A 21,811-nucleotide genomic window follows, 5' to 3' on the forward strand; every position below is an offset into this window, starting at 1 on the left:
ACCAGGCCCCCCCGATCGGTACAGTGGGGCAAATGGACGGTCGGCTCTGCAGCAAGGTCGCGTGCACCAATGAGGCCACGCAGACCTTCACCTACGTCTATGCGGACTCGATGGCGGTGCTCGGACCCCTCTCCGACAGGCACGAGCCGCACAGCTACGACCTGTGCCCGGTGCATGCCGAGCGGCTCTCGGCTCCCCGCGGCTGGCAGGTTATCCGTCATGTAGCGTTGAACAATGAGCTCTGAACGAGTCGACCTCACGCAGTTCGTCAAGACCTACGACGTGCGGGGACTGGTCGGCAGCCAACTCACCGATGAGGTCGTCGAAGCATTCGGTGCCGCATTCGTCGACGAGGTGGATGCCGCCGGCAGCGAGGTCGTCGTCGGCCACGACATGCGCGACTCCTCACCCGGCTTCGCGGCCGCCTTCGCGCGCGGCGCGCAGGCCCGCGGCGGCAACGTGGTCTCGATCGGGCTGTGCTCAACGGACCAGAGCTATTTCGCATCCGGTCACCTGAACGCCCCGGCCGCGATGTTCACCGCGAGCCACAACCCTGCCACCTACAACGGCATCAAGCTCAGCCGTGCCGGCGCCCGCGGGATCAGCCTGGACACCGGGCTGGCGACCATCCGGGACCGGGCGACGCACTACCTGGCCGACGGCATCAGGGCGGTGCAGACGCCGGGTGGCTACCGTGAACTGGACGTGCTCGCCGACTACGCCGCGTACCTGCGCAAGCTGGTCGACCTGAGCGGCATCCGGCCGGTGAAGATCGTCGTCGACGCCGGCAACGGCATGGGTGGGATGACCGTCCCGGCCGTGCTGGGCGAGGCGGCGGGGCTGCCGAAGCTGCCCATCGAGATCGTGCCGCTGTACTTCGAACTTGACGGCACGTTCCCGAACCACGAGGCGAACCCCCTCGAGCCCGCGAACCTGGTCGACCTGCAGCGCGCCGTGGTCGAGCACGAGGCGGATCTCGGGCTGGCCTTTGACGGCGACGCCGACCGGTGCTTCGTGGTGGACGAGAAGGGCGCCGCGGTGAACCCGTCGGCGGTGACCGCGATCGTCGCGCTGCGGGAGATCGCCCGAGCACGCGCCGCCGACCCTGACGGCGAGCTCTGCGTCATCCACAACCTGATCACCTCGCGCGCGGTGCCGGAGGCGATCGAGAACGCCGGGGCGATCCCGGTGCGCACCCGGGTGGGGCACTCGCTCATCAAGGACGAGATGGCGGCCACCGGCGCGATCTTCGGCGGCGAGCACTCTGCGCACTACTACTTCCGCGACTTCTGGGGCGCGGACAACGGCATGCTCGCCGCGATGCACGTGCTCGCCGAGTTCGGCGCGAACGACGAGCCGATGTCGGCGCTGTCGCGTCGGTACTCGCCGTACCACCAGAGCGGCGAGATCAACTCGACTGTGACGGATGTGCCGTCGGCGTACGCGCGCGTGATCGAGGGGTTCGCCGGCGCCGAACTGGACGAACTCGACGGCCTGACCGTCAGCGGCTACGACGACGGTGAATTCTGGTGGTTCAACGTGCGGCCGTCCAACACCGAGCCGCTGCTGCGCCTGAACGTCGAAGCGGGCACGCGCGACCTCATGGAGCGCATCCGGGACCGCGCGCTCGGCATCATCCGCGGCTGACCCGCACATTTTTCGACCCGCCGAGGTAACGCGAGCCGCGGGCTGGAAGAATGAGGCCATGACTGTCACCACATCCCTGCCGTACAAGGTCGCCGACTTGAGCCTCGCCGAGGCCGGCCGGCACCAGTTGCGCCTCGCCGAGAACGAGATGCCCGGCCTGATGGCCCTGCGCGCGGAGTACGGCGCGGCCCAGCCGTTGAAGGGCGCGCGCATCGCCGGCAGCCTGCACATGACCGTGCAGACGGCGGTGCTCATCGAGACCCTGGTCGCGCTCGGCGCGCAGGTGCGCTGGGCCAGCTGCAACATCTTCTCGACCCAGGACGAGGCGGCCGCGGCTGTGGTTGTCGGCCCTAACGGCACGACGGATGCGCCGGCTGGCGTCCCGGTGTACGCCTGGAAGGGCGAGACCCTCGAGGAGTACTGGTGGGCAGCCACCCAGATCTTCGACTGGTCGGCCGAGGGCTTCGACGGGCCGAACATGATCCTGGACGACGGCGGCGACGCGACCCTGCTCGTGCACAAGGGCGTCGAGTTCGAGGCTGCGGGCGCGGTGCCCAACCCCAGCCAGACCGACACCCACGAGTGGCGGGTCATCCTCGACGTGCTGCGCTCGTCGCTCGCAACCTCCCCTAACCACTGGACCAAGGTCGCAGCCGGTATCCAGGGCGTCACCGAGGAGACAACCACCGGTGTGCACCGCCTCTACGAGCTGCAGGATGCCGCCCAGCTGCTGTTCCCCGCGATCAACGTCAACGACTCGGTGACGAAGTCGAAGTTCGACAACAAGTACGGCATCCGGCATTCGCTTCCGGATGGCCTGAACCGCGCAACCGACGTGCTCATCGGCGGCAAGGTCGCATTCGTGGCCGGGTACGGCGATGTCGGCAAGGGTGCGGCGGAGGCGCTGCGCGGGCAGGGCGCCCGGGTCATCGTCAGCGAGATCGACCCGATCAACGCACTGCAGGCGGCGATGGACGGCTACCAGGTCGCTCGCGTCGAGAGCGTGCTGGACGAGGTCGATATCTGGGTGACCGGCACCGGCAACGAGAACGTCATCACCGTCGAGCACATGCTCGGCATGAAGCACCTCGCGGTGCTCGCCAACGTGGGGCACTTCGACAACGAGATCGACATCGCCGGCCTCGAGCGGCTTGCCGGTGCTGAGCGCGTCGAGATCAAGCCGCAGGTGCACGAGTGGCGCCTGCCGAGCGGTCGCAGCATCCTGGTGCTGTCCGAGGGCCGGCTGATGAACCTGGGCAACGCGACCGGGCATCCGTCGTTCGTGATGAGCAACTCGTTCAGCAACCAGGTGCTCGCGCAGATCGAGCTCTACGCGCATCGCGCCAACTACGACACGCGCGTCTATGTGCTGCCGAAGAAGCTGGACGAGAAGGTCGCCCGACTGCACCTCGACGCGCTCGGGGTCGAGCTGACGACCCTGACGCCGCGGCAGGCGGTGTACATCGGCGTGCCCCTCGACGGCCCGTACAAGGTCGACCACTACCGCTACTGACCCGCCGCATCCATCGAGTCGGGAGTAGTTGCCCTTATGAGCGAGCCCAATTGGGCGACAACTCCCGACTCGATGAAAGCGGTGCGGCGGACTCCTAGGACCGCTCACTAAGCTTGCGCTCACTGTCCCTCCCACAAGGAACCAGGGGGTTACGCGCAATGAAGAGCATGATCGACCTGAGCGACGAACAACGCGCACTCATCGAAGTGGTCGGCGAATTCGCCCAGTCCCAGCTGGCACCACACGCCGTCGAATGGGACCAGTCGAAACATTTCCCGGTCGACGTGCTGCGCGCCGCGGGTGAGCTCGGCCTCGGCGGGGTCTACGCGGGCGAGGATGTCGGAGGCGCCGGCCTCAGTCGCACAGACGCGGCCATCATCTTCGAGGAGCTCGCCAAGGGCGACACCACCATCGCGGCGTACATCTCCATCCACAACATGATCGTCTGGATGATCGACTCGTTCGGCAACGACGACCAGCGGCAGACCTGGGTGCCCGCGCTCGCCTCGATGGAGCAGCTCGGCAGCTACTGCCTCACCGAGCCCGGTGCGGGGTCGGATGCCGCATCTCTCGCCACCAGCGCAGTGCGCGACGGCGACGTGTACGTGCTCAACGGGGTCAAGCAGTTCATCTCCGGCGCCGGCACCTCCGCGGTCTACATCGTGATGGCGCGCACCGGCGACGCCGGCCCGAAGGGCATCAGCGCGTTCATCGTGCCCGCGGATGCCCAGGGCCTGTCTTTCGGCGCGAATGAGAAGAAGATGGGTTGGAACGCCCAGCCCACCCGTCAGGTCATCCTCGACGACGTGCGAGTCCCAGCCGCCAACCTGCTCGGAGCGGAGGGGGATGGCTTCACCGTCGCGATGAAGGGTCTCAACGGCGGACGCATCAACATGGCGGCGTGCTCCCTCGGCGGTGCGCAGTGGGCGCACGAGCGCACTATCGCCTACGTCAAGGAACGCCGTGCCTTCGGCTCACCGCTCGCGGACAACCAGTCGATCGTGTTCACCCTCGCCGACATGGAAACCGACCTGCAGGCCGCCCGCGGGCTTGTGGTGCGCGCCGCCCAGGCGCTCGACTCCGGGCATCCGGATGCCGTCGCCCTGTGCGCGATGGCGAAGCGGTTCGCCACCGACGCGGCGTTCCGGGTCGCCAACTCGGCGCTGCAACTGCACGGCGGCTACGGCTACCTCGCCGACTACGGCATTGAGAAGGTGGTGCGCGACCTGCGCGTGCACCAGATCCTCGAGGGGACCAACGAGATCATGCGCATGATCATCGGGCGCTCACTCATCGAGGAGGCGGCGTGAGCGACGCGGATGCGGAGATCCTCGCGGAGAAGCGGGGCAGGCTCGGCCACATCACGCTGAACCGTCCGCGCGCCATCAATGCGCTCACCCACCCTATGATCAAGCGGCTCACGCAGACCCTGGTCGAGTGGGCATCCGACGACGACGTGCAGACGGTCGTCATCACCGGCGCCGGCGAGCGCGGGCTGTGCGCGGGCGGCGACATCGTCGCGCTGTACGACGCCGCGAAGTCGCAGGACATCGAGGCGGCGGCCGGGTTCTGGGCGGATGAGTACCGGCTGAACGCGTACATTGCCGGCTACCCCAAGCCGTACGTTGCGATCATGGACGGTGTCACCCTCGGCGGCGGCGTCGGCATCTCGGCGCACGGCTCGCACCGGGTGGTGACCGAGCGCTCGACGGTGGGCATGCCGGAGACCGGCATCGGGTTCATCCCGGATGTCGGTGGCAGCTGGCTCCTATCGCGAGCGCCCGGTGAGCTGGGCGTCTACCTCGCCCTCACCGCGAAGCCGATGTCGGGGGCGGATGCCATCGCCACCGGTTTCGCCGACCGTTTCGTGCCCTCCGACCGGCTCCCGGCCCTGCTCGAGGCGCTCGAGGCCACCCCCGCCGATGAGGCGATCGCCGCGGTCGCAACCGAACCGCCGACATCCGACCTGGTGGCCCAGCAAGGCTGGATCGATGAGGCGTTCTCCGCCGACACCGTCGCCAATGTCGTGAAGCGGCTGCGCGACATCGCGACCGAGGAGAGCATCGCTGCGGCCGAGACGGTGAGCATCAAGTCGCCGATTGCGCTCAGCGTCGCGTTCGAGTCGCTGCGCCGGGCGCGCGAGCTGGAGACGCTCGAGCACGCGCTCGAGCAGGAGTTCCGCGTCTCGCTGCACGCGCTGCAGCACCGCGACTTCGCCGAGGGCGTGCGCGCGCAGGTCATCGACAAGGACCGCAGGCCGAAGTGGAAACCGGACCGCGTCGAGGACCTGAACAAGGAAGACATCGACGAGTTCTTCGAGCCGGTCGATGATCTCACCCTTGGCCTCGTTGAACAGCAGCAACAGCGCGGCTAGCGCGACCAGCTCACGAAGGGGATGACAATGTCAACGAAGATTGCGTTCATCGGCCTCGGGCACATGGGGTGCCCGATGGCGGCGAATCTGATGAAAGCCGGCTACGAGGTCAGCGGCTTCGACGTCGCACCAGCGGCGATCGAGGCGGCGACCGCACTCGGCATCCCGATCGCCGAGTCGGCCGGATCGGCCGCGGCCGACGCCGACATCGTCATCACGATGCTGCAGACCGGCGACCAGGTGATGCGCGTCTACAACGGCACCGACGAGGTGAAGGGGCTGCTCGGCGCCGCCCGCCCAGGCACGCTGTTCATCGACTCGTCGACCATCGCGGTCGACGACGCCAGGCGGGCCGCGCAGCTCGCCTACGATGCCGGTCATCGGGCGATGGATGCGCCGGTGTCGGGAGGCGTGGTCGGCGCTGAGGCAGCGACGCTCGCCTTCATGGTCGGCGGTTCCGACGAGGACTTCGCGGTTGCCGAGCCGGTGCTGCAGACCATGGGCAAGCGCGTCGTGCACTGCGGCGAGTCCGGGCTCGGGCAGGCCGCCAAGGTGTGCAACAACCTGATCCTGGGCATCTCGATGATCGGCGTCAGCGAGGCGTTCGTGCTGGGGGAGCGGCTCGGACTCTCCCACCAGGCGCTCTTCGATGTCGCGTCCAACGCATCCGGACAGTGCTGGGCGCTCACCACCAACTGCCCGGTCCCGGGCCCGGTGCCGACTAGCCCGGCCAACCGGGACTACCAGCCCGGATTCGCGGCGGCGCTCATGGCCAAGGACCTGGGGCTTGCCGCCCGCGCGCTCGAGTCGACCGGCGTCCATGCCGAGATCGGCATGCTCGCGAACGAGCTGTACCAGCGGTTCGCCGAGAGCGGCGGCGCCGATACGGATTTCTCGGGCATTATCAACAGCATCCGGGATCAGAGCGAGAAGGGCGCCGCATGACCGAATTCGAGACCATCATCGTCGAAAGGCGCGACCGGGTCGGGCTGATCACCCTGAACCGGCCGGACGCGCTCAACGCGCTCAACGCGACCGTGATGCACGAGGTGCTGGCGGCGGCGGTGCACTTCGACCGTGACCCGCAGATCGGCGCGATCGTGCTCACCGGTTCGGAACGCGCGTTCGCCGCTGGGGCCGACATCAAGGAGATGGCTGACAAGAGTCAACAGGATGTCGCCGCCGAGCGGCTGTTCGACGAATGGGACGCGTTCGCGCGCATCCGCACGCCGCTGATCGCCGCGGTCTCCGGCTACGCGCTGGGTGGCGGATGCGAGGTGGCGATGATGTGCGACATCCTGATCGCCGCCGACACCGCGAAGTTCGGGCAGCCAGAGGTGAACCTGGGCGTCATCCCCGGGATGGGCGGCAGCCAGCGGATGACGCGGGCCATCGGTAAGGCGAAGGCGATGGACCTCATCCTGACCGGACGCACGATGGGAGCTGAGGAGGCCGAGCGTGCCGGGCTGGTGTCCCGGATCGTGCCGGCCGCCGACCTGCTGGAGGAGGCGTTGGCGGTCGCCGCGACGATCGCCGGCAAGTCCCTGCCGGTCATCCAGGCAGCGAAGGAAGCGGTGAACGTCGCGTTCGAATCGACGCTCACCGAGGGCATCCGGTTCGAACGCCGGACCTTCTACAGCATGTTCGCCCTGGACGACCAGAAAGAGGGGATGGCGGCCTTCGTCGAGAAGCGCGACACGAACTTCACGGGCCGCTAGGCTCAGCCGCGCTTCGGGAAGCCGTGCGGCAGCGCGTCCAGCACCGGCGTGACCCGCTCGAGCCGCTGCTTCTCGCGCTCCAGCGCCGCGAACTCGCGCTCCCGGCGCACCGCGGACACCGCGGCCAGGAACAGCTCAGGGTTGCTGCGGGGGATCGGTGAAACGTACTGCGCCGCCTCGTTGGCCAGCTCGCGGGAGACCCGCACCCGCGTATCCGGCACCATGTTGCCGGCTTGCCTCAGGAACTGCGCGATCCGGCGGGCGAGGGGGTCTGGCATCCGGGCGACGTCCGCGGTGGCGGCCCAACCCTGAAGCTCGACTGGCACGCCGAACACTGGCGGGTCATGCCTCGGCACGCGTTCGTGCTGACTGTAGGTGCCGGCGAGCAGATCGCCGAGGCGCTTCGCCTTCGCGTTCAGCAGCCCGACGAACGCGGCGATGCTGCCGAGGCTCAGGAACAGCTCGATCACGCCGAGAAGCGCGCGGATGAGGGCGTGCCGGAATCCGATCGAGCCGCCGTCGTCGCGCACGATCCGGGTGCCGAGGGCCAGGCGGCCGAGCGACTTTCCCTGCGAGACGGTCTCGACGGTGGCCGGGATGATCACCAGGCACAGCACGAGCGAGACGATGATCAGGATGGTCATCAGCGACGGGTCCACGAACTGCATGACGGTCTGGGTGGTGGCGGCGATCACCAGTAGCAGCCAGACCCCGAAGTAGACGACCCAGTCGATCATGGTTCCGGCCGCGCGCACGATGTAGCTCGCGGGCCGGGTATCGAGGGCGACGGCTTCACCGAGGATGAGTTCGGATCCGTCGTCCGCGTGGCTCTCGTCGACGGATGCCGCGGATACCGAGGTCATGTCTAGTATTTAAGCAGATGGACCTCGACGCCTACTCCGCCGCCCGCCGCGATGAATGGGACGAGCTTGCCCGCTTGGGGAGCAAGCGCAGGTTCAACGGCGCCGAAGCCGACGAGCTCATCGACCGCTACCAGGCGGCGGCTAGCGACCTCTCGGTGATCAAGACCACCGTCGGGCAGTCGATCCAGGGCGACCGGCTGTCGGTCGCCATCCATCGGGCCAGGCTGCGCTTCACCGGTGCGAAGTCGAACCCGATGAGCCGGATCCCGCTGTTCTTCGGCGCGCAGCTGCCCGCGGCACTGTACCGGATCCGCTGGCTGTCGCTGTGGGTCACCGTGATCTGGATCGCGGTCGCCACCCTGTTCGCGTTCTGGGCGGCGCAGACCCCCGGGGTGCTCGCCAACTTCGGCAGCGACGAGCTGCGCAGGCAGTACGCCGAGGACGACTTCGTGAACTACTACTCCGAGCACGGCATGGCCGAGTTCGGCGCGCTCGTCTGGACCAACAACGCCTGGATCGCAATACAGTGCGTCGCCTTCGGCATCCTGGGCGTCTGGGCTCCCTGGATCCTGATGCAGAACGCGACCGGCGTCGGCGGTGCGGCAGCCGTCTTGGCGGAGCAGGGCCACCTCGACACGTTCTTCCTCTTCATCCTCCCGCACGGGCAGCTCGAGCTGTACTCGATCTTCGTCGCGGGCGCCGCCGGCCTGCGCATCTTCTGGTCCTGGGTCGCCCCCGGTGCGCGCACGCGCGGGCAGGCGCTCGCCGAGGACGGTCGCGCGCTCATCACGGTCGCCGTCGGACTGACCCTCTCGCTGCTGCTCTCCGGCATCATCGAGGGGTTCGTCACGCGGCAGGACTGGCCATGGGCGATCAAGATCGGAATCGGCACGCTCGCCCTCGCTGCCTTCCTCTACTACCAGTGGATTCTCGGGCGCCGCGCCGCGCAGGCGGGGGAGACCGGCGACCTGGTCGAGTTCGAGAGCGGAGCCAAGCGGATCATCGCCGCTTGACATGAATAACTAGCTTTTTATAGTTATTCACGATAAGGTGGGTGCATGCCCACCGCCCTCGATCAGGAACTCCGTGACGCCGGTTTGCGCGTCACGAGCGGTCGGGTCGCGCTGCTCGAGTCACTCGACCACCTTCCGCACTCCGACGCGGAGACGCTGTTCCGGGCGCTGAAGGAGCAACTTCCCGGTCTCTCGGTGCAGTCGGTGCACAACATCCTCGGTGATCTGACGACGGCGGGCATCATCCGCCGCATTCAGCCCGCGGGGTCGCCGGCGCGCTACGAGCGCCGGACCGGCGACAACCATCACCACGTCGTCTGCACCGGATGCGGTGCGATCAGCGACGTGGACTGTGTCGTCGGCGAGGCGCCGTGTCTTGTCCCGTCGCACACGCACGGCTTCGCCGTGCAGCAGGCGGAGGTCACCTTCTGGGGCCTGTGCGCCGAGTGCCAGGCTGCGACCGTCGCCTCCTAGGCATCCGAAATCTACCCAACCACCAACAAGGAGAAATATGACGGACTTCACCACGTCCCAAACCGGTGCCCCGGTCCCCAGCGACGCGCATTCGCTGACCACGGGACCGGATGGCATCACCGCCCTGCACGATCGCTTCTTGGTCGAGAAACTCGCGTCCTTCAACCGCGAGCGCGTGCCGGAGCGCAACCCGCACGCCAAGGGTGGCGGCGCGTTCGGTGAGTTCGAGGTGACGGAGGACGTCTCCGCCTACACCAAGGCGGCGGTGTTCCAGCCCGGCGCCAAGAGCGAGATGCTGCTGCGTTTCTCGTCCGTTGCCGGTGAGCAGGGTTCGCCCGACACCTGGCGCGACGTGCGCGGCTTCGCGCTGAAGTTCTACACCACCGAGGGAAACCTCGACATCGTTGGCAACAACACCCCGGTGTTCTTCATCCGCGACGGAATCAAGTTCCCCGACTTCATCCATTCGCAGAAGCGACTCGGCGCATCAGGCCTCCGGGACGCCGACATGCAGTGGGACTTCTGGACGCTCTCGCCCGAGTCCGCGCACCAGGTCACCTATCTGATGGGCGACCGCGGCCTGCCGCGCAGCTGGCGTCACGTGAACGGCTACAGCTCGCACACCTACCAATGGATCAACGAGGCGGGCGAGCGCTTCTGGGTGAAGTACCACTTCCTGTCCCGCCAGGGTGTCGAGGCCATGTCGCCGCAGGAGGCCGAGAAGCTGGCCGGCTCCGACGCCGACTACTATCGCCGCGACCTGTACGAGTCGATTCGCTCCGGCGACAACCCGGTCTGGGACGTGTACGTGCAGATCATGCCGTACGAGGAGGCGAAGACCTACCGCTTCAACCCGTTCGACATCACCAAAACGATCTCGAAGAAGGACTACCCGCGCGTCAAGGTCGGCCACTTCACGCTGAACCGCAACCCGCAGAACTTCTTCGCCGAGATCGAGCAGGCCGCGTTCGCGCCGTCGAACCTGGTGCCTGGCACCGACCTCAGCCCGGACAAGATGCTCATGGCCCGCGTATTCGCCTACGCCGACGCGCAGCGCTACCGCATCGGCACAAACTACAACCAGCTGCCGGTGAACCAGCCGCACGCCGCCGAGGTGAAGAACTACCAGCACGAGGGCAACATGCGGTACTTCTACAACGACGCATCCACCCCGGTGTACACGCCGAACTCGCTCGGCGGGCCCGAGGCCGACGCCGCGCGCGCCGGTGAGGGTGGCTGGGAGACGGATGGCGCGCTCACCCGCGCCGCCGCCACCCTGCACGCCGAGGACGACGACTTCGGCCAGGCGGGCACCCTCTACCGCGAGGTGTTCGACGACGGCGAACGTGCCCGCTTCCTCGAGGTGCTCACGGGTCAGCTGCACTCTCTGACCCGCCCCGAGGTGATCGAGCGCTTCTTCTGGTACTGGACGAACGTCGACGCCGAGCTGGGTGCCGCGCTGCGCGCCGCGCAGGGCGGGGCCGACAGCACGCCGATCCAGGCCGCAGAGCCGGTCGGCGTCGGCGAGTAACCGACCCACGCACAGGGCCGCATCCGACACCGGATGCGGCCCTTTCGCCTTCCCGGGAGACCGGCGAGACAGCTGGTTGCCCTTTTCGGCGTCGCAGGCGAGGCGGAGACTGGTCTCGTGGACCTGACCCCGTGGGTGCTGCACGTCGACCTCGACCAGTTCATCGCCGCCGTCGAGGTGCTGCGGCGCCCCGAGCTGGCGGGCAAGCCGCTGATCATCGGCGGGCGAGGCGACCCGACCGAACGCGCGGTGGTCTCTACAGCGTCCTACGAGGCGCGCGAGTTCGGTGTCGGATCCGGGATGCCGCTGCGCATCGCCGCGCGCAAAGTGCCGGATGCGGTGATCCTGCCCGTCGATGCCGAGGCATACCTCGCGAAATCCGACGAGGTGATGACAATCCTGCGGGCACAGCCGGGCGCGCGCGTTCAGGTGCTCGGCTGGGACGAGGCGTTCGTGGGCATCCTGACGGCGAACCCGGAGTCGGTCGCGCGCCAGCTGCAGCAGGCAGTGCTCGGCGGCACCGGCCTGCACTGCAGCGTCGGCATCGGCGACACACTCATCCGGGCCAAGGTCGCGACCGGGTTCGGGAAGCCGCGTGGCGTGTTCCGCCTCACCGCCGAGAACTGGTTTGCGGTGATGGGGGATCGGCCCACCGTCGCGCTGTGGGGCGTCGGCACGAAGATCGCCCGCCGCCTGGCGGGCTGTGGCATCACCACGGTCGCCGAGCTGGCCACCGCCGACCCGGACATCCTCGCCGCCGAGTTCGGCCCGCGGATGGGACCGTGGTTCGCGCAGCTCGGGCGCGGCGACGGCACCCGGATCGTCGACGACACGCCCTGGGTGGCGCGCGGCCACAGTCGGGAGACGACGTTCCAGCAGGACCTCACGGACCCGGCGCAGGTCGAGGAGGCTGTGCGCGAACTGGTCGACCGGGTGCTGGAAGACGTGTCGGCGGAGGGTCGGCCGGTGATCGGGCTGACACTCAAGGTGCGTTATGCGCCGTTCATGACCAAGACCTTCGCCAAGAAGATCCCGCCGGTCACCGAGCGGGAGGTCGTGCTCGCCCGGGCGCTGGAGCTGGCCGCCAAGCGCGAGCCCGGCCGGCCGATTCGGCTGCTGGGGCTGCGCGCCGAGATGCCGATGCCGGATGATGCGCGCGATGGCCACACTCCCACCCGCGGCGGCTGGTGACCCGCCGGCGACGGTGCAGCTTACCCGCCGCCGTGCCTGCTGCGAACCCGGTCGATGAGCCACGACGACAGCGTCGCCGCCACGGTGCCGAGCAACGCCAGCCCGCCGAACATCAGCCCAACGGCCACCCACCGCCCCGCCGCGGTGACGGGAAAGTAATCGCCGTACCCGACCGAGGTGACGGTGACCGCAACCCACCACGCGGCATCCGCGAACTCGGTGATGTTGGCCCCCGGCGCGTTCTGCTCGGCGTCCAGGACGGCCAGTGCACCCATGAAGATCAGCAGGACGGATGTCGCCACTGCGTAGATCGCCAACCGTCCCCTGACCGCGGTCCCCGTCTCGGCGCGCAGCGACGGAACCAGGCGCAGCAGCCGCAACAGCAAAAGCGGACGCAGAATCGGCACCATCACCGCAGCCAGGTTGACCAGGTGGGTGCGAAACCACTCGCCGCGAGCCTCGGCCAGCACGATGCACACGACGTACTCGACAGCGAATATCAGCCAGATCGCGGCGAGGACCAGACGCGGTACCGCATCGTCCGGTGCCTGGACATTCGCGATCACCACCCAGGCATAGACGACGGTGAAGACCACGGCGGCGGCGACCATCGGCCACTGCGTCAGCTGCTGCCAGCGACTGAGCACCATGGGACGACTATAAGTCGGTCCCCGGGCATCATCCGGCAGGTTCATCCGGTCAGGATGATTGGCGTTCAAAACGCCCACCTCACAATCGGGAGGTAGACGGAGGAGACTCACATGAAAGACGGCTACCCGCTCATCGAGGACCACGGACTCATCGGAGACCTCCAGACCTCGGCTCTCGTGTCGACGGATGGTTCCATCGACTGGTTCTGCGCACCGCGATTCGATTCGCCGAGCGTGTTCGGGGCGCTCCTCGACCGCGAGAAAGGTGGGTTCTGTCGCATCCGGCCGACCGAGGAGGCGTTCACCACCAAGCAGCTCTACTTTCCGGACACTGCGATTCTGGTCACCCGATTCCTGACAGAGGACGGTGTCGGCGAGGTTGTCGACTTCATGCCGGTCACGAGTTCGCAGGTACCGTCCGATCAGCACCGGATCGTGCGCATGTTGCGGTGCATCCGGGGACACATGACCTATGAGCTCGATCTCGCGCCGCGGTTTGACTACGGCCGCGACAAGCACCAGACGCAGCTCAGTGAAAGCGGGGCCGTCTTTCGTGGCGAGCGGACGTCGATGGCTGTCAGCATTGTGCGGGAAACCGACGACGAGCCGCTGGGTCAGGGCATGGTCGACGAGGTCGGAGATGTGCACGCGCGAGTGACCTTGGCCGCGGGTGAGATGCGCGGGATGATCCTCGACGTCGGGTCCACCGAGGCTCGGCAGACGAGTGTCGGCGATGTGTGGAGTCTCTTCAACACCACCGCCCGGTTCTGGACGAACTGGCTCGAGCGGTCCACCTACACGGGCCGCTGGCGCGAGATGGTGAATCGTTCGGCGATAACGCTGAAGCTCATGACCTACGCGCCCAGCGGAGGACTCGTCGCCGCCCCCACTGCTGCGTTGCCGGAGCAGATTGGCGGCGAGCGCAACTGGGACTATCGATTCACTTGGGTTCGGGATGCGTCGTTCTCGGTGTACGCCCTGCTCGCACTCGGCTTCATGGAGGAAGCGCGCGCCTTCGGCGTCTGGCTGCGGGAACGGGTCACCGACGCGCGAGCGGATGGTGGGACCCCGTTGCAGATCATGTACCGCATCGATGGCTCGAGCGAGCTGAGCGAGGAGAGCCTCGACCATTGGGAGGGCTACCGGGGCTCATTCCCGGTGCGGATCGGCAACGGCGCAGCCGACCAGCTGCAGCTCGACATCTACGGCGAGATGATGGACAGCCTGTATGCGGCGGACCAACGCGGCTTCCAGATGAACTACGTCGGCTGGCTGAAGGTGTGCGAGGTGCTCGACTGGCTCGTGGATCACTGGGACCAGCCGGAGGAGGGCATCTGGGAGACCCGCGGCGGTCGGCAGGATTTCACCTACGGCCGGCTGATGTGCTGGGTGGCCTTCGACCGAGGCATCCGCCTCGCGACGAAACATGGGCGACCGGCCTCCCTCGACAGGTGGATGGCAGCGAGGGACGCGGTATTCAACCAGATCATGGAGAAGGGCTGGAACGTTCAGCGGCAGGCGTTCGTGCAGCACTACGAGACCGACGTGCTCGATGCGTCGCTGCTGCGGATGGCGGCGCTCGGCTTCATCAGCCACACCGACCCGATGTGGCAGTCCACTCTGGAAGCGATGGATGGGGAACTCGTCACCGACAGCCTCGTCTACCGGTACGACCCCGAGGCGTCGCCCGATGGGCTGCGTGGTTCAGAGGGCACCTTCTCGCTGTGCACCTTCACCTACGTCGAGGCGCTGGCGGGGGCCGGGCAGCTGGACAAGGCACGGGTCACCTTCGAGAAGATGCTGACCTACGCCAATCACCTCGGCCTGTATTCAGAAGAGATCGCGCTGACTGGTGAGCAGATCGGCAACTTCCCGCAGGCGTTCACGCATCTGGCGTTGATCAACGCGGCCATCACGCTGGACGGCAAGCTGACCAAGCGGGCCGAGCGCCGCTGATCTGCGTTCACCTCGCCGGTTCCTCGACCGGCGAGGTGATCTTGCGCGGTAGGAAGGCCGCCGCGGCAAGGCCGACGACGCCGATTCCGGCGAGCACGAACGTGGCAATCGCATAGTTCTGGCCAGGAGTAGAAGCGATGCCCGCAACGAGGATCGTGCCGGCGATCGCCGTGCCGAGCGATGACCCGAGGTTGGAGACGCTTCGGGAAAGGCCGGAGATCTCGCCCTGCTTGGACTCGGGGAAGCTCGACTGCACGACATTCACCGAGGGCGTGAGCATCAAGCCCACGCCCACCCCGGTGAGCAGGAGCCCTGGCACGAACGCCCACGGGGTCTGGGTGTTGCGCACGAACAGGACCTCGAAGATCATGCCAACGGTTGTCAGGGCGAAACCGGACATGATCAGCGTCCGCTGCGCGAACCTTTTCGACAACGGGCCCGCGCCGAGGGACGATGCCAGCAGCCCGACGGTCGCAGCGGTGAAGATGATGCCCGTCTCGATGGCGTTGTAGCCCCGCACCACCTGCAGGAAGCTGGCCACGATGAATGAGAACCCCAGCAGCATCAGCCATTGCGCGTTCTGGGTGATCAGGCCGAGGTTCGACGTCTTGTTGCGGAACAGGCTCGTCGACAGCAGTGGTTCCCGCCCGGTGCGTTCCTTCGCCCGCACCGAGAGGAAGAAGCCCACCAGCACCAGCACGCCCGAGCCGATCAGGACCACCATCAACATGAGGCTGTTGTCTGTGGCAAGGATGCCCAAGACGATCAGGATGAGGCCCCCGGCCGAGAGAATGGCGCCCAGCAGGTCGAACTTCCGGGTTGGATCGGCGGGGAGGGGATCTTTGATCTTTCGGCTGAGCAGCACGATCGCCACGATGATCAGGGCCTGGAAGACGAACGCGGCACGCCAGCTGATCGCCGAGGTGATCAGCCCACCGATCAGCGGCCCGGCGGCCGAGCCGATGCCTCCCATCGCGCTGATCGCGCCGAACGCGCGGGCACGGGAGCCGAGGTCGTGGAAAAGGAGGGTCGTCAGGATGTAGACCGGCGGGATGAGCAGAGCCGTGCCGATTCCCTCGAGGATCGAGTTCCCCAAGATGAGCACGGGAAGCCCGGGTGCGACCGCACTGATCAGTGCGCCGACGCCGTAGATGACCAGCCCCAGCATGAAGAGGCGCTTTCTGCCGTACTTGTCGGTGAGCTTGCCGCCGGGGATCATCAGCGCTGCCATGACCAACAGGAAGATGGTGATCGCGACCTGGATGCCCTGCACCGTGGTGTTCAGGTCCTCGCTCATGTCGTTGATCATCACGTTCATGTTCGAGCCGGCGAAGCTGCAGATGAATTGCGCTAGTGCGAGCGGGAGCAGCACCCCTCGAGCCTGAGTCCTGGTCATCTGCTCGGTCATGTTCGCATCCCGTCGCTGGGTGGACCGCTGCCGTCGCTGAACACCCGGCGGAGCAGGCGCTTAGGGTAACTCGCCTTCCCTAAAACACCATGCTGGAGATCAGAGCCGGCCGGCGGCCTTCAGCGCGATGTACCGATCGGCGAGGGTGGGCGGCAGGTCGGCAGGGGCGCCGGTGACCACCTCAGCGCCCAGCTGCCGGATGGCGGCAGAAACGCGCGCGCTGTCCAGCAGGGCGCGCTCGGCGGCCGCCGCCCGATACACCTCGTCGCGACTGCCGCGCTCACGGCTCGCGTCGAGCACCGAGGGGTCGGTCACCGACGACACCACCACGGTGTGCCGCTGAGTCAACTGCGGCAGCACGCTGAGCAGGCCGCGTGATGAGCCAGCCGTGTCGATCGACGTCGCGAGCACGACAAGCGCGTGATGGCTGGTCACCGAGCGCACCAGGCCGGGCACGGCGGCCCAGTCCAGCTCGTACAGCTGCGGGTCGATCGGCGCCATGGTGTTCACCATGCGGGACAGCAGCTCCGGCCCGCTCGCGCCCTGCACCCGTCCGCGCACCAGTCGGTCGTAGATCACCAGGTCGACGCGGTCGCCCGCGCGGGTCGCCAACGCCGCGAGCAGCAGCGCCGACTCGAACGCGGTGTCGATCCGCGGTTCGCCGGCGATGCGCGCGGCCGATGTGCGCCCGCTGTCGATCACGATCACGACGCGGCGGTCCCGCTCCGGCCGCCAGGTGCGCACCATGAGCTTCTGGGCGCCGCTCGGGTCGGTGGCGCGGGCGGTCGCGCGCCAGTCGATCGACCGCACGTCGTCGCCGCGCACATACTCGCGCAGGCTGTCGAACTCCGTGCCTTGCCCGCGGATCATCACGCTCGTGCGCCCGTCCAGTTCCCGCAGCTTCGCGAGCCGCGACGGCAGGTGCTTGCGCGAGTTGAATGGCGGCAGCACCCGGATGGCGCCCGGCTCGGCGATGGTCGCCTGTCGGGCCGCGATCCGCAGCGGGCCGAACGAACGCACCGTGACATGGGCCGCGCGACGCTCGCCGCGGCGGACGGGCGTGAGCTGGGTGATGATCGCCCGCCGCTCGCCTGCCGGGAGGTCGATGTCCTGCCGGGTCGGGTGTGCTCCGGCCGACGGCTGCCAGGCGTCCCTGACCTGGCCGCGGACGCCGCGGCGACCGTCGTTGCGCAGGTACAGCGTGGACTGCACCGTCTCGCCGAGCCGCACGCGCGCCGGCAGGTCGCGAGACAGGTTCAGAGCACGCGGCGATCCGGCCAGGGCGAGGTCGACGGCCGCGAGCACGAGGACGAAACCGACCCAGGCCGGCAGCATCCATTCGCTGCCGGTCAGAATGATCGGCACCACCCCGAAGCCGAGGAGCGCAACGAACCAGCCGGAAATCGCCACTAGATCGGAACCTGCACCTGCTGCATGACCGACCGGAGGATCGTGTCGGGCGAGATGCCTTCCAACTCGGCCTCGGGGCGGAGCTGGATGCGGTGCCGCCAGGTCGGCAGCGCCATCGCCTGCACGTGGTCGGGGGTGACGCCGTCGGAGTCGCTCAGCCAGGCCCACGCCTTGGCGACGTTCAGCAGCGCGGTGGTGCCGCGCGGGCTGACCCCAAGCTTGACCGACGGGCTCTGCCGGGTTCCGCGGGCGAGGTCGACGATGTAGCCGATGACATCCTGGCTCACGCTCACCGTGGCGACGGATGCGCGTGCCTCGGCCAGCTCGGACGGCCCGAGCACCGGGGTGACGCCGGCCGCCGCGAGGTCGCGCGGGTTGAATCCGGCGGCGCTGCGGTCGAGGATCTGCAGCTCGTCGTCACGTTCGGGCAGGTTCAGGACCAGTTTGAGCAGGAAGCGGTCCAACTGTGCTTCCGGCAGCTGGTAGGTGCCTTCGTACTCGATCGGGTTCTGCGTCGCCGCGACCATGAACGGCTCTGGCAGCGGGCGGCTCACGCCGTCGACCGACACCTGACGCTCCTCCATGGCCTCGAGCAGCGCCGACTGGGTCTTCGGCGGGGTGCGGTTGATCTCATCCGCGAGCATGATGTTGGTGAACACCGGCCCCTCGCGGAACTCGAACTCACCGGCCTTGCCGTCGTAGACCAACGAGCCGGTGACATCACCTGGCATCAGGTCGGGAGTGAACTGCACGCGCTTGGTGTCGAGCCGCAGCGATCGGCTGAGCGTACGCACCAGCAGCGTCTTGGCGACGCCAGGCACACCCTCGAGGAGCACGTGCCCGCCGGCGAGCAGGGCGATGAGCAGGCCGGTCACCGCTCCGCCCTGGCCCACGACGGCCTTGCCGACCTCGGTGCGCACTGCCGCGAACTGCGCGCGAAGTTCGTTCGTCATCTGGTTGTCTCCTCGGTGCTCTCGGAAAAGGGTGTCTCGGTCGTGGTGGCGCGACTCGTCGGGTCGACCGCGTGCGCGACTCGACGCTCGAGCTGAAGCAGTGCATCAGACAGCGCGACCAGCTCGCGATCGCTGCTCGGCACGTCGCCGAGCAGCAGCGCGTGCACCCGACCGCGGTCGGTGCCGGTGATCGAGGATGCCGTGGCAATGACCTCCTCGACGGTCGCCAGTCGGGGCAGGCCGCACAGTCGGGCTATGCGGTCGACGGTGCCGATCCGGAGCGTGTCGATCGCGTGCGTACGCGCCGACGAACTCTGGTACAGCCGCGCCCTGCCCTCCATCGTCTCGCTAGCCCTGACGGTGACCGGCAGGTTCTCGACGACGAGCGGACCGAAGCGACGACCGCGCCAGATGGCCGCGGCGATGAACGCGAGCAACAGCGTGACGAGCGCCGCCGACACCCACACCGGGGTCAGCTCACCGACGGTCGGCGCGCCGGGCACGAGGGAGTCCTCGATGGACGGCTCGTACCAGATCAGGTCGTCCGCCCCGCCCAGCAGGTTCAGCGCGAGCGCGGCGTTGCCCTCCTCGGCGACGCGCTCGTTGCTGAAAGCGTCCCAGGTGCCGATCACGGTGAGCAGGTAGCCGTCGCGCTGCAACTGGATGAGCGAGAACACGTCATCGCCGCTGTCCAGGCACTCAATGGCATCCGGTGCATCGCCGACCAGCCGGTAGCCAGTACCGTCGCCGAGCACGCTCTGGGCGCGATCCACCGCGCCCACCGCGCAGTCGGCGTCGAGCACTCCGCTGACGCTGCCCGCCAGCGCGATCTCCGGCGCGAAGCCGTCGAGCAGCCCGAAGCCCGGGGACATCAGCACGAGGTGCCCGGCGTCGGCCGCGATGTCGTCGAGCTGGCTTCCCACCAGGGTGTCGTCGGCGTCGACGATGAAGATGGTCGGTTCGTCGGCGCCGGATGCCGCATCCGAGGTCTCACCCAGGCTTCCGGTCGGTGTGACCGTCACCCCCTGGTCGGCGAGCACCTCGGCGACGGCCATCGCACCGACCGGCGCTGCGTTGGTGGGCGACAGCGGATCGCCGGTGACCGACCCGGCGCGCGTGATCAGCAGGGTGACGAGCACGACCAGCAGTGCGATGCTGGCCATGCCGATCCAGAATGAGTGACGCCTGGCGGCAGCTCGCGCTGTCGGCGTCAGGACCGTCACTGCAGGGCTCCCTCGGCCAGGCGGGGGCGGGCGGCCTGCAGGTCGCCGTCAAGCTCCGCGATGGATCGGTACTGGGCTTCGGTTCCCGGATGTCCGAGGTAGCGGACATCGTCGAATGAGGCGGCGGCCGACTCCAGCCGTTCGGCGTATTCAGGGAAGGAGGCAGCCGCGCCGGCCGCGAAGCCGTGCGCGGTTGTCCCCGGGCTGGTGCCGAAAATGGTGCGCTCGGCGAGAGCGCGGGCAAGGCCACGGAACCGTTCCGCGATCGCCGTGGACCAGTCGCCGCGGGCGGCGGCCGCCGCGGCGTCCTTGCGCAGTTGGTCGGCGGACCGGGTCTCGTCCTCACCGAAGAGGGCACCGGTGACCGCGCTGCGCCGGTTCAGCCGCGCCCGCCCGAAGGCGAAGAAGGCAGCGACCAGCAGCGCCGCGATGACGGCCGCGGCGATGAGCAGGACCGGCCACTCGAACGCGCCCCCGCCGGTGAGGTCGAGCGAGGTCAGCCAGTCGACGAAGGCAGCCGAAAGCAAGTCGAACCAGGTCGGCTGGGCGGCCTGGTATTGCGGCTCGGAGAGTTCATTCAGTACCCAGTCGCGCGCCTGATCGGCATCCGGAATCACGGGCACGTCGGCGCGGAGCAGCCATCCGTGCATCAGATCCAAGGCGACCCTTCAGCCGGCGGTACCGGTGCTGCTGCGGCCGATTGGCGCCGGTACGGATCCGGCTGCTCGGCACCTCCCGCCTGGCGCTGCTCGATGAACCGGATCAGCTCGAGGTCGAGCCCCTCCTTGCGGATGCGCAGGTCGACGTACAGCAGCGCGGGCGTCGCGGCCTGCACGACGGCGGCGAGCGCCCCGAGCGCGACCGTGACCAGCAGGCTGACAACCGTGACGACCACCGCGACGGTGATCGCGGTTTGGCTGTTCGACCCTGTCGGGTCGATCAACGCCAACAGGATGCCGCCGACGAACCCGATCGGAGTCGAGACGATCTGCACCGCGGTATTCACGATGAAGGCGACCAGAAGCAGGATGCCGAACGTCCGCCAGAAGTATCCGCGCGTCAGCGACCAGGATCTCGCGACGGCGCCCCGGATGCTGGTGCGCTCCAGCATGAGCGCGCTGGGCACCAGGGCCAGCTTGGTGCTCAGCCACGCCCAGAGCACTGCGGTGCCGATCGACCCGAGGACGCCGACCAGAACGCCCAAACCGGCCCCGACGTCACCGAGTGTGGCGGCGAGCAGCACGATCACCAGGATCAGCAGGCCGACTCCGATGATGATGGCCAGCGCGATGAGCATGCTCCAGCCGATCAGCGCGCCGATCCGGCCCTTGGCGAGACGCCACAACTGCCGCAGCCGCAGCTTCTCGCCGAGCGCGCCGCGCGCCACCTCGAGCACCAGGATGCCCTGCAGGACCGCGCCGCCGATGACGGAGAGCGCGGCCGTTGCGACACCGGCAAGGGCGATCGCCGCGAGGGAGCCCGCCAGGATGGTGTTCTCGTCCTCGGCCGCCGCTCGGTCAAGCCGGGCGAGAACACCGAACGTGACGAGTCCGACGATCAACGTCGTGACGATCGACATCACGCCGAAGATGATCAGCGACGTGCCGTAGGTGGCCTTCGGGTTGCGGCGCAGCACCCTGAAGGATGCGCCAAGGATCGCGCCGAGGTCGAGCGGCCGCAACGGGATCAGACCCGGCTTCGGCGGCGGAGTCCAGGTGGGCGGCGCCGAGGGGGGCGGTGGCTGCTGGGACGGCGCTGCACCGAACGGTGACGGCGACGTGGCCTCCGGCTTCCACTCCGGTGGCTGCCAGTTCTGCTCGTCCGCCATTCATCGTCCCCTCAGCCGGGCACAGCGCCCGGGATGCGTCACGCGATTATCGTTCCACA

The 21,811-nt window shown here is 68.1% G+C and carries 20 protein-coding genes; 12 read left to right on the forward strand and 8 right to left on the reverse strand.

The window, feature by feature from the left end; translation table 11 throughout:
• Positions 1-32 precede the first annotated feature (32 nt).
• The 7 genes from IRG63_RS12920 to IRG63_RS12950 all read left to right on the forward strand — a co-directional run bounded on the left by IRG63_RS12920 (position 33) and on the right by IRG63_RS12950 (position 7,252).
• Positions 33-245 carry a DUF3499 family protein gene (locus IRG63_RS12920; protein ID WP_168626469.1) on the forward strand — a complete coding sequence of 71 codons (213 nt, stop codon included), beginning with the start codon at positions 33-35 and terminating at the stop codon, positions 243-245.
• Entirely contained in the window at positions 235-1,647 is a 1,413-nt protein-coding gene (locus tag IRG63_RS12925) for a phosphomannomutase/phosphoglucomutase (protein ID WP_193510376.1), read from the forward strand. Before IRG63_RS12920 ends, IRG63_RS12925 begins: the two co-directional genes overlap by 11 nt.
• A gap of 58 nt (positions 1,648-1,705) precedes the next feature.
• Positions 1,706-3,160, forward strand: coding sequence for an adenosylhomocysteinase (gene ahcY, locus IRG63_RS12930; RefSeq protein WP_193510377.1), 1,455 nt, complete (start codon positions 1,706-1,708; stop codon positions 3,158-3,160).
• Positions 3,161-3,327: 167 nt separating this feature from the next.
• Positions 3,328-4,470, forward strand: coding sequence for an acyl-CoA dehydrogenase family protein (locus IRG63_RS12935; RefSeq protein ID WP_168626910.1), 1,143 nt, complete (start codon positions 3,328-3,330; stop codon positions 4,468-4,470).
• Positions 4,467-5,534 carry an enoyl-CoA hydratase/isomerase family protein gene (locus tag IRG63_RS12940; protein WP_168626472.1) on the forward strand — a complete coding sequence of 356 codons (1,068 nt, stop codon included), beginning with the start codon at positions 4,467-4,469 and terminating at the stop codon, positions 5,532-5,534. The genes IRG63_RS12935 and IRG63_RS12940 overlap by 4 nt, the downstream gene beginning before the upstream one ends.
• A gap of 21 nt (positions 5,535-5,555) precedes the next feature.
• Complete coding sequence (gene mmsB / locus IRG63_RS12945) at positions 5,556-6,479, forward strand: 3-hydroxyisobutyrate dehydrogenase (protein WP_210422616.1); 924 nt, start codon at positions 5,556-5,558, stop codon at positions 6,477-6,479.
• Complete coding sequence (locus tag IRG63_RS12950) at positions 6,476-7,252, forward strand: enoyl-CoA hydratase (RefSeq protein ID WP_193510378.1); 777 nt, start codon at positions 6,476-6,478, stop codon at positions 7,250-7,252. The genes mmsB and IRG63_RS12950 overlap by 4 nt, the downstream gene beginning before the upstream one ends.
• Positions 7,253-7,254: 2 nt before the next feature.
• Here IRG63_RS12950 and IRG63_RS12955 read toward each other — a convergent pair whose 3' ends face one another.
• Complete coding sequence (locus tag IRG63_RS12955; RefSeq protein WP_168626475.1) at positions 7,255-8,115, reverse strand: RDD family protein; 861 nt, start codon at positions 8,113-8,115, stop codon at positions 7,255-7,257.
• A 17-nt stretch (positions 8,116-8,132) separates the two neighbouring features.
• Between IRG63_RS12955 and IRG63_RS12960 the strand changes: the two genes are divergently transcribed.
• From IRG63_RS12960 to IRG63_RS12975, 4 genes are all read left to right on the forward strand, one after another.
• Entirely contained in the window at positions 8,133-9,128 is a 996-nt protein-coding gene (locus tag IRG63_RS12960) for a stage II sporulation protein M (RefSeq protein ID WP_168626476.1), read from the forward strand.
• 45 nt (positions 9,129-9,173) lie between these two features.
• Positions 9,174-9,602, forward strand: a complete 429-nt coding sequence (locus tag IRG63_RS12965; protein WP_168626477.1) for a Fur family transcriptional regulator — start codon at positions 9,174-9,176, stop codon at positions 9,600-9,602.
• Positions 9,603-9,639: 37 nt separating this feature from the next.
• A complete protein-coding gene (locus IRG63_RS12970) occupies positions 9,640-11,133 on the forward strand; it encodes a catalase (RefSeq protein ID WP_193510379.1) in 1,494 nt (497 codons plus the stop codon).
• 135 nt (positions 11,134-11,268) lie between these two features.
• Positions 11,269-12,324, forward strand: a complete 1,056-nt coding sequence (locus tag IRG63_RS12975; protein ID WP_168626911.1) for a DNA polymerase IV — start codon at positions 11,269-11,271, stop codon at positions 12,322-12,324.
• A 20-nt stretch (positions 12,325-12,344) separates the two neighbouring features.
• Here the strand turns inward: IRG63_RS12975 and IRG63_RS12980 are convergent, their stop codons facing one another.
• A complete protein-coding gene (locus tag IRG63_RS12980; RefSeq protein WP_168626479.1) occupies positions 12,345-12,974 on the reverse strand; it encodes a potassium channel family protein in 630 nt (209 codons plus the stop codon).
• 111 nt (positions 12,975-13,085) lie between these two features.
• On the opposite strand from IRG63_RS12980, the gene IRG63_RS12985 reads away from it, so the two are divergent.
• Positions 13,086-14,930, forward strand: coding sequence for a glycoside hydrolase family 15 protein (locus tag IRG63_RS12985; protein WP_168626480.1), 1,845 nt, complete (start codon positions 13,086-13,088; stop codon positions 14,928-14,930).
• A gap of 7 nt (positions 14,931-14,937) precedes the next feature.
• On the opposite strand, the gene IRG63_RS12990 is transcribed toward IRG63_RS12985, so the two are convergent.
• From IRG63_RS12990 to IRG63_RS13015, 6 genes are all read right to left on the reverse strand, one after another.
• Positions 14,938-16,338 (reverse strand): MFS transporter, encoded by a 1,401-nt coding sequence (locus tag IRG63_RS12990; protein ID WP_193510381.1) that lies wholly within the window; start codon positions 16,336-16,338, stop codon positions 14,938-14,940.
• Positions 16,339-16,437: 99 nt separating this feature from the next.
• Complete coding sequence (locus IRG63_RS12995; RefSeq protein WP_168626482.1) at positions 16,438-17,748, reverse strand: DUF58 domain-containing protein; 1,311 nt, start codon at positions 17,746-17,748, stop codon at positions 16,438-16,440.
• The gene (locus IRG63_RS13000; RefSeq protein WP_168626483.1) at positions 17,748-18,701 is read right to left on the reverse strand and encodes a MoxR family ATPase; all 954 of its coding nucleotides are present in this window, start codon (positions 18,699-18,701) and stop codon (positions 17,748-17,750) included. Before IRG63_RS13000 ends, IRG63_RS12995 begins: the two co-directional genes overlap by 1 nt.
• Positions 18,698-19,924 (reverse strand): DUF4350 domain-containing protein, encoded by a 1,227-nt coding sequence (locus IRG63_RS13005; protein ID WP_193510382.1) that lies wholly within the window; start codon positions 19,922-19,924, stop codon positions 18,698-18,700. The genes IRG63_RS13000 and IRG63_RS13005 overlap by 4 nt, the downstream gene beginning before the upstream one ends.
• Complete coding sequence (locus IRG63_RS13010) at positions 19,921-20,574, reverse strand: DUF4129 domain-containing protein (RefSeq protein WP_193510429.1); 654 nt, start codon at positions 20,572-20,574, stop codon at positions 19,921-19,923. The genes IRG63_RS13005 and IRG63_RS13010 overlap by 4 nt, the downstream gene beginning before the upstream one ends.
• On the reverse strand, positions 20,574-21,752 hold the full coding sequence (locus IRG63_RS13015; protein ID WP_168626485.1) for a glycerophosphoryl diester phosphodiesterase membrane domain-containing protein: 1,179 nt from the start codon (positions 21,750-21,752) through the stop codon (positions 20,574-20,576). Before IRG63_RS13015 ends, IRG63_RS13010 begins: the two co-directional genes overlap by 1 nt.
• Positions 21,753-21,811: the final 59 nt, after the last annotated feature.

Source organism: Cryobacterium sp. BB736 (genome assembly GCF_014980265.1).
In the GTDB taxonomy this organism is placed as follows: domain Bacteria; phylum Actinomycetota; class Actinomycetes; order Actinomycetales; family Microbacteriaceae; genus Terrimesophilobacter.